General features: G+C 64.9%; 14 protein-coding genes and 1 tRNA gene. 7 read left to right on the plus strand and 8 right to left on the minus strand.

The features are described 5' to 3' along the window. Nucleotides 1-7 precede the first annotated feature (7 nt). The gene (locus tag ACIPPQ_RS18275) at nt 8-580 is read left to right on the plus strand and encodes a TMEM165/GDT1 family protein (protein ID WP_446545490.1); all 573 of its coding nucleotides are present in this window, start codon (nt 8-10) and stop codon (nt 578-580) included. On the opposite strand, the gene galE is transcribed toward ACIPPQ_RS18275, so the two are convergent. The 3 genes from galE to folK form a co-directional block, all read right to left on the minus strand. After that, the gene (galE, locus tag ACIPPQ_RS18280) at nt 577-1,593 is read right to left on the minus strand and encodes a UDP-glucose 4-epimerase GalE (RefSeq protein ID WP_446545491.1); all 1,017 of its coding nucleotides are present in this window, start codon (nt 1,591-1,593) and stop codon (nt 577-579) included. The two genes, ACIPPQ_RS18275 and galE, sit on opposite strands and share 4 nt — an antisense overlap. A gap of 131 nt (nt 1,594-1,724) precedes the next feature. Then, nucleotides 1,725-1,800: transfer RNA gene (locus ACIPPQ_RS18285), tRNA-Lys, on the minus strand. A 42-nt stretch (nt 1,801-1,842) separates the two neighbouring features. Beyond that, the gene (folK, locus tag ACIPPQ_RS18290) at nt 1,843-2,364 is read right to left on the minus strand and encodes a 2-amino-4-hydroxy-6-hydroxymethyldihydropteridine diphosphokinase (RefSeq protein ID WP_446545492.1); all 522 of its coding nucleotides are present in this window, start codon (nt 2,362-2,364) and stop codon (nt 1,843-1,845) included. A 23-nt stretch (nt 2,365-2,387) separates the two neighbouring features. Between folK and ACIPPQ_RS18295 the strand changes: the two genes are divergently transcribed. Further along, nucleotides 2,388-3,077 (plus strand): uracil-DNA glycosylase, encoded by a 690-nt coding sequence (locus ACIPPQ_RS18295; protein WP_446545493.1) that lies wholly within the window; start codon nt 2,388-2,390, stop codon nt 3,075-3,077. On the opposite strand, the gene ACIPPQ_RS18300 is transcribed toward ACIPPQ_RS18295, so the two are convergent. Continuing rightward, the gene (locus ACIPPQ_RS18300) at nt 3,038-3,514 is read right to left on the minus strand and encodes an RNA pyrophosphohydrolase (protein ID WP_446545494.1); all 477 of its coding nucleotides are present in this window, start codon (nt 3,512-3,514) and stop codon (nt 3,038-3,040) included. The two genes, ACIPPQ_RS18295 and ACIPPQ_RS18300, sit on opposite strands and share 40 nt — an antisense overlap. After that, complete coding sequence (locus ACIPPQ_RS18305; protein ID WP_446545495.1) at nt 3,511-4,458, minus strand: alpha/beta hydrolase; 948 nt, start codon at nt 4,456-4,458, stop codon at nt 3,511-3,513. Before ACIPPQ_RS18305 ends, ACIPPQ_RS18300 begins: the two co-directional genes overlap by 4 nt. A gap of 185 nt (nt 4,459-4,643) precedes the next feature. Between ACIPPQ_RS18305 and ACIPPQ_RS18310 the strand changes: the two genes are divergently transcribed. From ACIPPQ_RS18310 to ACIPPQ_RS18330, 5 genes are all read left to right on the plus strand, one after another. Next, on the plus strand, nt 4,644-6,506 hold the full coding sequence (locus ACIPPQ_RS18310) for a 2-oxoacid:acceptor oxidoreductase subunit alpha (RefSeq protein WP_446545496.1): 1,863 nt from the start codon (nt 4,644-4,646) through the stop codon (nt 6,504-6,506). Beyond that, nucleotides 6,503-7,540, plus strand: a complete 1,038-nt coding sequence (locus tag ACIPPQ_RS18315) for a 2-oxoacid:ferredoxin oxidoreductase subunit beta (RefSeq protein WP_327454321.1) — start codon at nt 6,503-6,505, stop codon at nt 7,538-7,540. The genes ACIPPQ_RS18310 and ACIPPQ_RS18315 overlap by 4 nt, the downstream gene beginning before the upstream one ends. Before the next feature lie 12 nt (nt 7,541-7,552). Further along, on the plus strand, nt 7,553-8,506 hold the full coding sequence (locus ACIPPQ_RS18320; protein WP_446545497.1) for a metal-dependent hydrolase: 954 nt from the start codon (nt 7,553-7,555) through the stop codon (nt 8,504-8,506). Between the two features lie 76 nt (nt 8,507-8,582). Continuing rightward, nucleotides 8,583-9,863, plus strand: a complete 1,281-nt coding sequence (locus ACIPPQ_RS18325; RefSeq protein ID WP_446545498.1) for a class I SAM-dependent methyltransferase — start codon at nt 8,583-8,585, stop codon at nt 9,861-9,863. 19 nt (nt 9,864-9,882) lie between these two features. Then, on the plus strand, nt 9,883-11,058 hold the full coding sequence (locus ACIPPQ_RS18330; RefSeq protein ID WP_446545499.1) for a serine hydrolase domain-containing protein: 1,176 nt from the start codon (nt 9,883-9,885) through the stop codon (nt 11,056-11,058). 41 nt (nt 11,059-11,099) lie between these two features. On the opposite strand, the gene ACIPPQ_RS18335 is transcribed toward ACIPPQ_RS18330, so the two are convergent. Genes ACIPPQ_RS18335 through purF form a run of 3 tightly spaced genes read right to left on the minus strand, consistent with a single transcriptional unit; the run spans nt 11,100 to nt 13,743 of the window. Next, the gene (locus ACIPPQ_RS18335; protein WP_446545500.1) at nt 11,100-11,486 is read right to left on the minus strand and encodes a hypothetical protein; all 387 of its coding nucleotides are present in this window, start codon (nt 11,484-11,486) and stop codon (nt 11,100-11,102) included. Between the two features lie 60 nt (nt 11,487-11,546). Next, complete coding sequence (locus ACIPPQ_RS18340) at nt 11,547-12,281, minus strand: SDR family NAD(P)-dependent oxidoreductase (RefSeq protein ID WP_446545501.1); 735 nt, start codon at nt 12,279-12,281, stop codon at nt 11,547-11,549. A 4-nt stretch (nt 12,282-12,285) separates the two neighbouring features. Beyond that, the gene (gene purF / locus ACIPPQ_RS18345) at nt 12,286-13,743 is read right to left on the minus strand and encodes an amidophosphoribosyltransferase (RefSeq protein ID WP_446545502.1); all 1,458 of its coding nucleotides are present in this window, start codon (nt 13,741-13,743) and stop codon (nt 12,286-12,288) included. Nucleotides 13,744-13,809: the final 66 nt, after the last annotated feature.

Below are 13,809 nucleotides of genomic sequence, written 5' to 3' on the forward strand. Positions count from 1 at the left end.
GTACCCCATGGAAGCCCTGTTCACCTCGACCGCCGTCGTCGCGCTCGCCGAGATCGGCGACAAGACGCAATTGCTCGCGATCCTGCTCGCGACGCGCTTCAACCGTCCCGTGCCGATCATCCTCGGCATTTTGGTCGCGACGCTCGCCAACCATGCGCTCGCCGCGCTGCTCGGCGCGTCGGCGGCGGCTTTCCTCGACAGCCCGGTATTCGGCTATGCGATTGGCCTGTCATTCGTCGCGATGGCGGCGTGGACGCTGATCCCCGACAAGTTCGACGACGACGAAGCCCCCAAACCGCGTTTCGGTGCCTTCCTGACGACGCTGGTCGCCTTTTTCCTCGTCGAGATGGGTGACAAGACGCAGGTCGCGACGATCGCGCTCGGGGCGCAATATCATGATGTCGTGACCGTGACCGCGGGCACCACGCTCGGCATGATGATCGCCAACGTGCCCGCGATCTTTCTCGGTCACGAACTGCTGAAGCGCGTCGACCTTGCCAAGGTCCGCATGGTTGCTGCGGGTCTGTTCCTCGTGATCGGCCTGTGGGTGCTGGCGCAGACCGCGGGCTGGCTCGGCTAGTCGGCGTTGCGTCCCGCGAGGGTTCGTTCGAAATTCCAGCTCGATGAGCACATCGCGTCGAGGTCGCGCGCCGCCGACCAACCTAGCTCGCGCGCCGCGCGTTCGGGGCTGGCGAAGCAGCTCGCGACATCGCCGTCGCGGCGCGGCGCGATGCGATAGGGGATGGGCACGCCGTTCACGCGTTCGAACGCCTCGACCATGTCGAGCACCGAATAGCCCGTTCCCGTGCCGAGGTTCCACGTCGACAGCGGCTGGTCGGCCTTCGCGATCGCATCGAGCGCGGCGACATGGCCGCCCGCGAGGTCGACGACATGGATATAGTCGCGCACCCCGGTGCCGTCGGGGGTGTCGTAATCATCGCCGAACACCGACAATTCGGCGAGCCGGCCCGCTGCGACGCGGCTGATGAAGGGCATCAGATTGTTCGGGATGCCATTCGGATTCTCGCCGATCAGCCCGCTGTCGTGCGCGCCGACCGGGTTGAAGTAACGCAGGATCGCGATGCGCCATTCGGGATCAGCGGCGGCGACGTCGGCGAGCATTTCTTCGATCATCAGCTTGGTGCGACCATAGGGGTTGGTCGCCGAGGTCGGGTGATTCTCGTCGAGCGGCAGATATTGTGGCTGGCCATAGACCGTCGCGCTCGACGAAAAGACCAGCGTCTTCACGTCGCAATCGCGTATCGCTTCGAGCAGCGACAGCGTGCCGCGGACGTTGTTGTCATAATATTTGATAGGCTCGGCGACCGATTCGCCGACCGCCTTCAGTCCCGCGAAATGAATGACGGCCTCGATCGCATGCTCGCGCATCACGCGGCGCAGCGCGTCGCCGTCGCGGATATCTCCCTCGACCAGCGGCACCGCGGTCCCAGTGATCGCTTCGAGGCGATCCATCACCGACGCGTCGCTGTTCGACAGATTGTCGAAACAGACAACCTCATGCTTCTCGGCGACCAGCGCGGCGGCGACGTGGCTGCCGATATATCCCGCCCCGCCTGTCAGTAGAATCTTCATGCCTCGACCTGCCTCTACCGGGCTCCGTCGCCCGTCCTCGGCTGCCTATTCTATCCGCGAGATACTACCAAGAGATTGTGGGCAACCAGTGCCTTGGCCATCCGCCGGTCGGCTTATGTCGATGGGATAGGTGGTGAGCCCTGCTGGGTTCGAACCAGCGACCTACTGATTAAAAGTCAGTTGCTCTACCGACTGAGCTAAGGGCCCATCCGGCGCCGGCGAAGCGGCGCGCGAAAGTGAGCCGTCGCCCTAGTGCGCAGATGCGCCCCGGTCAACCGGCTTCGGACGCGTCAGGCGTGCGGCGAGTTGACGGACGCTGCGGCCGGTCAGCGGATGCGGCCAGTCGGGGACGATCGCGCGGAGCGGGCCGAGCACGAACGCGCGCTGTTCGATCGCCGGATGCGGGATCGTCAGCGCGCCGTCGGACCAGGCCCCGCCCGACCAGAGCAGGATATCGAGGTCGAGCGTCCGTGCGCTCCAGCGCTGGCCGGTACGGCGGCCGAAGCGCGCCTCGATCGCCTGCAATCGTTCGAGCATTTCGGGCGGAGACAATGCCGACGCCACGAGCGCGACGGCATTGGCATAGCGCCGCCGCGACGGGCCGAGGGGCTCGCTCGCGATGATCGGGCTCGCATCGACCGGCTCGATATCGTCGGCCTCCAGCGCCGCGAGCGCGGCCAGCAACACCGCGCGCGGATCGCCGAAGCGTGCATGGCGGCGATTCGACCCGAGGCCGATGGCATAGAGGGGAAGCGGCGTTGCTTTGCTCATGTCCTCGCGCCTATCGCAGACGCGTGGAAATTGACAGCCCGTTGCCCGGCACCGAGCCGCCGCGCGATTGTCCGCGATGCCCGCGGCTCGTCGCGCTGCGGCGCGAATGTCAGGCGGAGCATCCCGACTGGTGGAACGCGCCGGTCTATGCATTCGGCGATCCCGGCGGCTGGCTGGCCTTCGCGGGGCTGGCGCCCGGCAAGCATGGTGCAAACCGGACGGGGCGACCGTTCACCGGCGATTATGCGGGCGACTTGCTGTTCGCGACGCTCGCCGAATTCGGCCTGAGCCAAGGCCGGTACGACGCACGGATCGACGACGGGCTGGCGCTCGACGGTGCGATCATCGTCAACAGCGTCAAATGCCTGCCGCCGCAGAACAAGCCCATTCCCGCCGAAATCGCGAACTGCCGGCCCTTCTTCGAGGCGCAGATGGCCGCGTTGCCGAAGGTGCGCGTTATCATCGCGCTCGGCCGGATCGCCCATGATGCGGCGCTACGCGCGGCGGAGGCGCGTCTCGCAGCGCATCCTTTCGCGCATGGCGCGGTGCACGCGCTGCCGGACGGACGGCATCTCGTCGATAGCTATCATTGCTCGCGCTATAACACGAACACCGGACGGCTCACCGCCGACATGTTCCGCGACGTCTTTCGCACCGCGCTGGCGCTGAAGGATCAGACGAGCGGGCCGAATTCCTCGACCAGCCCGCGATAGAGCGCGCGCTTGAATGGCACGATCAGCTTTTCGATCTCGTTCAGTTCGGCCCATTTCCACGCGCGGAATTCCTGATGCTTCGTATGGATGTCGACGTCGCTGTCGGCGCCCATGAAGCGCATCAGGAACCAGTGCTGGCGCTGGCCGCGATATTTGCCGCCCCACATCTTGCCGATCAGATGATCGGGCAGGTCGTAGAAATATTCCTCACGGCTGCGCGCGATGATCTCGACGAGCCCGCCGTGGACGCCGGTTTCCTCGCCCAGTTCGCGGATCGCGGCTTCCTCGGCGTCCTCGCCGTCGTCGATCCCGCCTTGCGGCATCTGCCAGGCTTCGCTCGACGTATCGAGCCGCTGGCCGACGAAGACGCGGCCCTCGCGGTTGGCGAGCATGACGCCCGCGCAGGGGCGGTAGGGGAGTTTGCTATGATCGATCATGCCGCCCCGTTAGCTTCGGCGACGATCGCCTTCAATACGGTCAATGCCCCGCGGATATCTTTCTGTGCGCTCGGAATGCCCTGAGCGAGGTTGATATAGCCGTGGATCGTACCCTTCGCTTCGCGATAGGTGGTCGGGACGCCCGCTTCGATCAGCTTGGCGGCATAGGCGCGGCCCTGATCGCGCAGCGGATCGAGCCCCGCGGTGATCAGTAGCGTCGGCGGCAGCCCCTCGGCCGGGAAATCGAGCGGCGAGGCGCGATAGTCGGCGGGATCGGCGGCATAATGATTGCCGAACCAGGTCATGCTGCCCTGCGTCAGCAAATGGCCTTCGCCGAAATCGCGATAGCTTTGCCAGTCGTCGTGAGTCGTGACGGCGGGGTAGATCGGGTGGATCGCGATCACCGGTTTCGACGCGGGCTTGTCGCGGAGCGTGAGCGCGGTGACGATCGTCAAATTGCCGCCGGCGCTTTCTCCGGAGAGGACCAGTCCGGTGCAGGGGATGTTGTCGGCGACCCAGCGCGTCGCCGCTTCGCAATCGATCGGCGCGGCGGGGAAGGGGTGTTCGGGGGCTAGGCGATAGTCGACCGCGACGACGGGCATGTCGAGCAGGCGCGCGGCCTGCGCGCAATAGGCGTCGTGGGTGTCGAGATCGCCGATCACCCAGCCGCCGCCGTGGTAGAAGACCATGACGGGCCCCGGCTCGCGGTCGGGGCGATTGTCATAGAGGCGGATCGCGATCTCGCCCGCGGGCCCGGCAATCTTCCGGTCCTCGACCTTCGCGATCTCGCCGCGCGGAACGTCCGCGAGCTGGCCCATCACGCGGAACATCTCGCGCGCACCTTCGGGCGGCATCTCCTCCATCTTCGGGCCTTCCTGCGCGTTGAGGAAGGCGAGAAACGCCGCCACATCGGCGCGCGCTTGATGAGTGGTGCCGTCGGTCATCCAGTCTCTCCCTGATCGATGTTTTCGCCATGCTATTCGGCATCGGCGGGGCAAATTCAATCGCAAATCGAAACCGACCTGTCGCTTGCCCTTTGCAGCGCACAATTTTTTCTCAATTGCGGCTTGGCGCACACGGGCCTAGGCCGATGTCACAGGTTCGCAAGATTCAAAGGCAGATACAGAAAATGGCGACAGCGGCAGTGGACCAGGCCGACGAACGGCAGTCCCCTCTTTCGGATGCAGTGGTGGTTCGATTTGCCGGTGACAGCGGCGACGGCATGCAGCTCACCGGCGGGCAATTTACCTTGTCGTCGGCGCTCGCGGGCAACGACTTTGCGACCTTTCCCGACTTTCCTGCCGAGATCCGCGCTCCGCAGGGCACGCTGTTCGGCGTGTCCGCCTTCCAGATCAATTTCGGATCGTCGGCGATCGACACCGCGGGCGACGCGCCCGACGTGCTCGTCGCGATGAACCCCGCGGCGCTCAAGACCAATGTGCCGCAATTGAAGCAGGGCGGGCTGATCATCGCCGACGAGGGCGAATTCAACGACCGCAACCTCGCCAAGGCGAAATATGATGCGAACCCGCTCGAGGACGGCAGCCTCGCCAAATGGCAGCTCCTGAAGCTCAACATCAGCCAGCTTACCATGGACGCGGTGAAGCCCTTCGGGCTCGGCAACAAGGAAGCCCTGCGCTGCAAGAATATGTGGACGCTGGGGCTTTCGCTCTGGATGTTCGACCGCGACCGCCAGCCGCTGATCGACTGGCTCAACGCGAAGTTCGCCAAGGATCCGAACCTTGCGGCGGCGAACGTCGCGGCGCTCAACGCCGGCCACGCCTATGGCGAGACCGCCGAGCTTGCGGGTCCGCTCAAGCAGCATCATGTCGATCCCGCGCCGGTCGCGCCCGGCCTCTACCGCACGCTGACGGGCGCCGAAGGCATCGCGCTCGGCCTCGTTGCGGGCGCGCAGCTTGCTAAGCTGCCGATGTTTTTCGGCGGTTATCCGATCACCCCGGCATCGGCGATCCTGCATCACCTGTCGCGGCTCAAGGAATATGACGTCACGACCTTCCAGGCCGAGGACGAGATCGCCGCCATCTGTTCGGCGATCGGCGCGAGCTATGCGGGCTCGCTCGGCGTTACCAGCTCGTCGGGTCCCGGCATCGCGCTGAAGGGCGAGGCGATGGGCCTCGCGATCATGACCGAGCTGCCGCTCGTCATCGTCAATTCGCAGCGCGGCGGCCCCTCGACGGGCCTGCCGACCAAGACCGAGCAGTCGGACCTCTATCAGGCGGTCTATGGCCGCAACGGCGACGCGCCGATGCCCGTCATCGCAGCGCGCTCGCCGGGCGATGCGTTCGAATGCGCGATCGAGGCGGTGCGCATCGCGGTGCGATATATGACCCCGGTGATGCTGCTCACCGACGGTTATATTGCCAATGCTGCCGAGCCGTGGGCGGTGCCCGACCTCACCACCTATGAGGCCTTCCCGGTCGAGTTCCTCACCGAGGTGCCTGAAGGCGGCTTCAAGCCCTATGGCCGCGACGAAAATCTGAAGCGTCCATGGGTCAAGCCCGGCACACCGGGCCTGCTCCACCGCATCGGCGGGATCGAGAAGGAAATCGACACCGGCCACATCAACTATGCGCCGGGCAACCATCAGGCGATGACGGATATCCGCAAGGACAAGATCGACGGCATCACCGTCCCCGATCAGGTCGTCGAACTTGGCGCCGAGGGCGGCAAGCTTGCGGTCGTCGGCTGGGGTTCGACCTTCGGCCCGATCCATCAGGCGGTGCGCCGCAAGCGCGCCGAAGGGGCCGACGTCAGCCATGTGCACATCCGCCATATCTGGCCGTTGCCCGCCAATCTCGGCGAGCTGCTCAAGAGCTATGACAAGGTGATCGTGCCCGAAATGAACACCGGCCAGCTCAAGACCGTGCTACGCGACCAGTATCTGGTCGACGCGAAACCGGTGAACAAGGTGTCGGGCCAACCCTTCACCATCGCCGAAATCGAAGCTGCTATCGAAGGAGCGCTCGCATGAACGAGATGACGACCATCGCGCGCCCGACGACGCTCAAGGATTGGGAAACCGATCAGGAAGTCCGCTGGTGCCCCGGCTGCGGCGACTATGCGATCCTGAAGGCGGTGCAGCGCACAATGCCCGAAATCGGCACCGCGCCCGAGAATACCGTGTTCATCAGCGGCATCGGCTGCTCGTCGCGCTTTCCCTATTATATGGAAACCTATGGCTTCCATACGATCCACGGCCGCGCGCCGGCGTTCGCGACGGGGCTGAAGCTCGCGAACCCGAACCTCGACGTGTGGATCGTCACCGGCGACGGAGACGGGCTGTCGATCGGCGGCAACCACACGATGCACCTCATTCGCCGCAACCTCGATTGCCAGATCATGCTGTTCAACAACGAGATCTATGGCCTTACGAAGGGGCAATATTCTCCGACGAGCCGTGTCGGCACGACGAGTCCGTCGACCCCCTATGGCTCGGTGGACCGCCCGGCGCAGCCCGCCGCGTTCGCGCTCGGCGCCGGCGCGCGTTTCGTCGCGCGCGGCTTTGACGTGTCGAAGGAATTGCCGAATGTGCTCAAGGCCGCGCACGCCCACAAGGGCGCGGCTTTTATCGAGATTTTCCAGAACTGTATCGTCTATAATAAAGACGTGTTCGAGGATTTTGCGGCACCGAAGGGCGCCGAAGACCGCCAGCTCTGGCTCAAGCAGGGCGAGCCGATGCTCTATGCCAAGGGCACCAAGGGCATCGCGCTCGACGCCGAAGCGCTGCATCTCAAGACCGTAGATGTCGTCGATGGCGACTGGCAGGCGGCGGGGGTGATCGTCCACGACGTGACCAACCGCAGCGTTGCGCATATGCTCGTCGAAATGCGCTTCGGCGAATTCCCGATGGCGCTAGGCGTGCTCTATGACGACCCGCGCCCGACCTTCGAGGCCGATGTTGTCCGCCAGAACAAGGCGGCGTCCGAAGGCAAGAAAGCCGATCTGCAGGGCCTGCTCAAGAAGGGGCAGACCTGGACAGTGACCGAAGGCGGCCCCGAACTCTGACCTTCCGCCGTCATGGATAATCTGACGCATAGCCTCGTCGGCGCGCTTCTTGGGCAAATGGGGCTCAAGAAGAAGACCGGTCTGGCGATGCCGACGCTGATCATCGCGGCGAACCTGCCCGATATCGACGCGGGCTGCGCGATCTATGGCATCGAATCGCTCGCGATGCGGCGCGGGATCACCCACGGGCCGATCGCGCTGGTCCTGCTGCCCGTGATCCTGTGGGGGCTGATGATCGTGTTCGATCGCTGGCAGGAGCGGCGCGGTAAGCGGCCCGCGGAGCGGCTCCCGATCGACAAGGGCTGGCTGCTCGCGCTCGCTTATATCGGCTGCCTCAGCCATCCCGCGCTCGACTGGCTCAACAATTACGGTATCCGCCTGCTCGAACCGTTCAGCCATCGCTGGTTCTATGGCGACAGCATCTTCATCATCGACCTGTGGATATGGATTGCGCTCGCTGTGTCGGTGTGGCTGTCGCTGCGTTGTGAACGCCGCGGTGCGGCCAATTGGCGGCGGCCGGCGTGGATCGGATTCACAGCGGTGTGCGCTTATATCTTCACCAATGGCCTCATCACCGGCGCCGCCGAACGTATGGCATCGAGCGCGCTGGAGGCAGGCGGTCGGAAGGACGCGCTCGTCGTCGCGAGCCCGCCGCCGCTGGCTTTCTGGAAACGGGATATCTTCTGGCGGACCGCCGATCGCTACGGCACCGCAAGCTTCGTTCCGGGCGTGGGCGGCGACGTTGACCTGACGGGTGCACCGACCGGCATGGACGATCCGCGCCTCGCGACCTGGGTCAAGGCCGATCCTGCAGCGCGCGCCTTCCTGTTCTGGTCGCGTATGCCCGTCGCACAAGGCGATGGCGAAGCGATCCGGCTGCGCGACCAGCGCTTCATGCATCCGCTCGCGCAGGATCGTTTCGAGGTCCGCCTGACCGCGCCCGACACCGCGAGTCATCCCGAATGACCGGCCCGCGTGACGTCATGATGTCGCGCGTTTCAACCGATTGTCAGCGCGATGCGTTTAAGGCAGGAAGGTGCCTATGAACACGCATGTCAGCCCGCGCCGCGGCAAGGAACTGCTCCGCGCCGACCGTGCCTATCGCACGGGCGGGGGGCTGGCGAGATTGATGGCGCTGGCCCCAGCGGGCTTTTTTCACCGGATCCTCGACCGCATCGACGCGGGGCTGATGCTCGGCACGATCGAGGGGCATTTACCCGACGGCAGCGTGCGGCTGCTCGGCGGGCGCGGCAAGGGGCCGGTGGCGATCGTGCATCTCCACAGCTGGACAGCGCTCGCCCGGCTCGCGCTTTCGGGCTCGGTGGGATGGTATCGTGCGTGGGAAACGCGCGAATGGTCGTCGCGCGACCCGGTGCCGCTGTTTGACCTGTTCATGCGCAACGGCGAGGCGCTGGGCAATGTCGGACGCGCGCGCGGCCCGTGGCGCTGGCTCAACAAGGCGATCCATGCGCTGCACCGCAACGATCGTCGCGGTGCCCGGCGCAATATCCATGCTCACTATGATTTGGGCAATGATTTCTACCGTTTGTGGCTCGACCCTAGCATGAATTATTCGAGTGCGCTGTTCACCGATCCCGGCCAGTCGCTCGAGGAAGCACAGACGGCGAAGGTCGATGCGATCCTCGACCGGCTCGACCTCCGCTCGGGAAGCCGGCTGCTCGAAATCGGCTGTGGATGGGGCGCGCTCGCCGAGCGCGCGGTCGAGCGTCACGACGTGCTCTACACCGGTATCACGCTGTCGCCCGCACAGGCCGATATCGCAGATGCGCGGTTGAACACGGTCGACCTTTCGGGACGCTCGCGCATCGAAATCTGCGACTATCGCGATGCGCAGGGGCCGTATGACGCGATCGCCAGCGTCGAGATGGTCGAAGCGGTGGGCGAGGCCTATTGGCCCGCCTATCTCGACGCGATCGCGCGGCTGCTCCGCCCCGGCGGCAAGGCCGCGATCCAGTATATATTGATCAACGACGCCCTGTTCGAGCGCTATGCCGCAAGCAGCGACTTCATTCAGGCCTATATCTTCCCCGGCGGCTGCCTGATTTCGGAAAGCCGCTTTCGCGCGCTGGCCGAGGCGCGTGGGCTCGCCTGGCGCGACGTCCGGCGGTTCGGTGGCGACTATGCCGAAACGCTGCGCCAGTGGCGTGAACGCTTCGACGCGGCGGTCGCGGCCGACCAGCTTCCGTCGGGATTCGACGAGCGTTTCGTCCGGCTCTGGCGCTATTATCTGCAATATTGCGAGGGGGGCTTTCGCGGCGGCGGCATCGACGTCGCGCAGGTCACGCTCGAAAAGACAGCCTGAAAACAGGGAGAGAAAACATATGCGAAGATTTTTGGCAGCGGTGCTGCTGTGCACCGCGGCGGCGGGGTGCAGTGCGCCCGCACCGACGCAAACAACCGACAAACTGCCAAAGGATCTGAATGTGCTGTTCTGGACCCAGGATCAACGCGATGCCGCCTTCCGCACGATGGAGACGGTTCCCAAGGTCGTCGTCAACACGGTGAAGGCGGGCGGGCCGGTCTATCCGCTGCCGCAGGGCAAGCCGATCGACCTCGGGGCCGATGTCGACGCCTATATGGCGAAGCAGCGCAATGCCGGGCTGATTATCGTGCAGGACGGCAAGGTCCGGCTCGAAAAATATGCGCTCGGCTATGGCGCTGCGGGCCGCTGGACCAGCTTTTCGGTCGCCAAGAGCTTCACCTCGACGCTTGTCGGCGCCGCGGTGAAGGACGGCTATATCAAGAGCCTCGACGACAAGGTCACAGTCTATATCCCCGGTCTCAAGGGCTCGGCGTATGACGATGTTAGCGTGCGTCAACTGCTGACGATGACCTCGGGCGTAAAATGGAACGAGGATTATACCGATCCCAAGTCCGATGTCGCGCTGTTCAACCTGCAGAAGCCCGTTGCTGGCGAGGACATAACGGTCAGCTATATGAAGACCTTGCCGCGCGAAGCACCCGCGGGGTCGAAGTGGGTATACAAGACCGGCGAGACCAATTTGATCGGCGTGCTCGTGTCGAGCGCGACGGGCAAGACGCTGTCGCAATATCTGTCCGAAAAGGTCTGGAAGCCGTTCGGCATGGAGCAGGACGCGGTGTGGATGCTCGGCGCGACGGGGCATGAAATCAGCGGCTGCTGCATGTCGGCCAGCCTCAAGGATTACGCGCGTTTCGGCCAGTTCATCCTGAATGGCGGGGTTGCGGGTGGCAAGAAGGTGCTGCCCGACGACTGGCTCGCTTCGGCGACCACCAAGCAGGCGGGGATCGAGATACCGGGCCGCGGCTATGGCTATCAGTGGTGGACCAACGACGATGGCAGCTTTGCTGCGCAGGGCATCTTCGGGCAGGGGATCTTCATCGATCCGAAGCGCAAGCTGGTGATCGCGTCGAACGGCAACTGGCCGACCGCAACCGATCCCGAAGGCGTCGGCGCGGCGCGCGAGGCCTTCTACAAGAGCGTGCAGGCCGCAGTGGACAAGGAAGCCGCAAAATAAAAAGCGGCCGTCGCCTCCGTTTTTGTGGGGGCGGCGAGCTCTTATTCGGTAACGACGCTTGCCGCGCGCTGGGCCAGCCAGACCGCGGCAAGCGGAACGATGGCGCCCAGCGCCATGATCCACCAGGTATCGGCGAGCGTGACGGCACGGTAAAGCGCCGTGCCGATCACCGCGCCGGCAACGATCCAGCCGGCGCCGGTACCGGCGGAAATCCGCATCGCCAGCCAGCCGCCACCGAAACTGCCGATGAACCAGCCGACGACCAGCGCGATCGTCGAGCCGACCGGGATCAGCACTTCGCCGCTGGCGGGGTCATAGACGTCGGGTGAAATTTCGCTGCCGGCATATTGGGCGATCCAGATCAGCCCGAACGCAACGACGATGCCGATCACTACGGCGATCGCCGTGCGCAAAATATTCCTGGTCATTCCCGCGCCCTTGCAAACCCTCTTATGCGAGCGTCTTAGCGCAGGAAAACGAAGATGGCGTTAAGCTTTTTCCATGACCTTGGGCAGCGCGTGGAACGCGGTGCTGTCGAAACCTTCGACCATCAACCCGGCGACATATTCGCCGACCGCGGCGGGGTCCTTGATGCTCTGCGGATCTTCGCCCGGATAGGCGCGCGCGCGCATCTGCGTCCGGGTGCCGCCGGGGTCGAGGATCGCGGTGCGCACGGTCGAAATATTGCGCATTTCGGCGCCATAGCTGGTGACGATCGTTTCGAACGCCGCCTTCGACGCGGCATAGGCGCCCCAATAGGCGCGCGGCTCGCGCGCGACGCTGCTCGACAGCGCGATCAGGCGGCCGTTCGCTGCGCGGCGGAGCAGCGGGTCGAAATTGGCGATCAGGGCCTGCTGCGCGATCAGGTTCAGCGTCAGCAGCTTGTTGAATTCCTTGCCGTCGATCGCGGCAACGGGGGTCAGCGTGCCAAGCATCGCGGCGTTGAGCACGAGCATGTCGAGCTGCTGCCAGCGCTCGGCAATCGCGCTGGCCAGGCGCGCGATGCTGTCGCCGTCGGTCAGGTCGAGCGGCGCGATCGTCGCGCTGCCGCCTGCTTCGTGGATGCGGTCTTCGAGCTCCTCGAGCCCGCCCGCGGTGCGCGCGGTGATCACGACATGCGCGCCGCGTGCGGCGAGCGATTCGGCGATGGCTTCGCCGATTCCGCGGCTCGCCCCGGTGACGAGCGCAACCTGGCCCGCCAGTTCTTTAGACGCCACAGTCATTATGTCAGACAACCCGTTCGGCAAGCAGCGAAAATTGATCTTCCAGCCCATGCTCGTCGAAGTCGGTGAGCGTGGTCGGATAGTCGCCGGTAAAGCAGGCGTCGCAATATTTCGGTGCGTCGTCGCTGCGCTTCGCTTCACCCAGCGCGCGATATAGGCCGTCGATCGAGATGAACGACAGGCTGTCGGCGTTGATGAAGTTCGCCATCTGGCCGACGCTCATCTGCGCCGCGAGCAATTTCGCGCGCTCGGGCGTGTCGACGCCATAGAAGCAGCTGTGCTGCGTCGGCGGGCTCGCGATGCGCATATGCACCTCGGTCGCGCCGGCATCGCGCATCATCTGCACGATCTTGAGGCTCGTGGTGCCGCGCACGATCGAATCGTCGATCAGCACGATCCGCTTGCCCGCGATCAGCGCGCGGTTGGCGTTGTGCTTCAGCTTGACGCCGAGGTGGCGGACCTTGTCGCCGGGCTGGATAAAGGTGCGCCCGACATAGTGCGAGCGGATGATGCCGAGTTCGAACGGAATGCCCGATTCCTGCGCATAGCCGATCGCCGCGGGCGTACCCGAATCGGGGACCGGGATGACGAGATCGGCGTCGACCGGATTTTCGCGTGCGAGTTCGGCACCGATGGCCTTGCGCACCGAATAGACGCTCGTCCCGTCGACGATCGAATCGGGGCGCGAGAAATAGACATATTCGAAGATGCACGGCCGCGCCGGATGGTCGGCAAAGGGGCGGTGCGAGGTGAGCTGGCCGTCGCGGATGGTGACGAGCTCGCCCGGCTCGACCGAGCGGACGAATTCGGCGCCGACGACGTCGAGTGCCACCGTTTCCGACGCGAGGATATGCGCGTCGCCGAGCTTGCCGATCACGAGCGGGCGGATGCCGAGCGGGTCGCGGCAGCCGATCATCCCCTCGGCGGTCAGGCAGATCAGCGAATAGGCGCCCTCGACCTGCTTCAGCGCGTCGATGAACCGGTCGAGCAGCGAGCGATAGTTCGACGTGGCGACGAGGTGGATGATGACCTCGGTATCGCTGGTCGACTGGAAGATGGAACCGCGGCGAACCAGCACCTTGCGGAGCGCGGCGGCGTTCGAGATATTGCCGTTGTGGGCGACGGCAAAGCCGCCGGTGGCAAGGTCGGCGAACAGCGGCTGGACGTTGCGCAGCGCGGTTTCGCCCGTCGTCGAGTAGCGGACATGGCCGACCGACGATCCGCCTTGCAACTGACGCATGATGTCGTCGCGGTCGAAATTGCCCGCGACATGGCCCATCGCGCGGTGGGTGTGGAACTCCTTGCCGTCGAAGGCGGTGATGCCTGCGGCTTCCTGTCCACGGTGTTGCAGGGCGTGAAGCCCCAGCGCGACAACCGCGGCGGCGCTATCGGCGCCATGAATACCAAATACGCCGCACTCCTCGCGGAGCTTGTCGTCGTCAAAAGGGTGGGTCGTCAGCATGTCGTTCCAGGGGCAGAGGGGCTGTGACTGGGGCGCATATAGGGACGGCAATCGCAAATGTCGCCC

It is taken from the genome of Sphingopyxis sp. LARHCG72 (assembly GCF_052871675.1).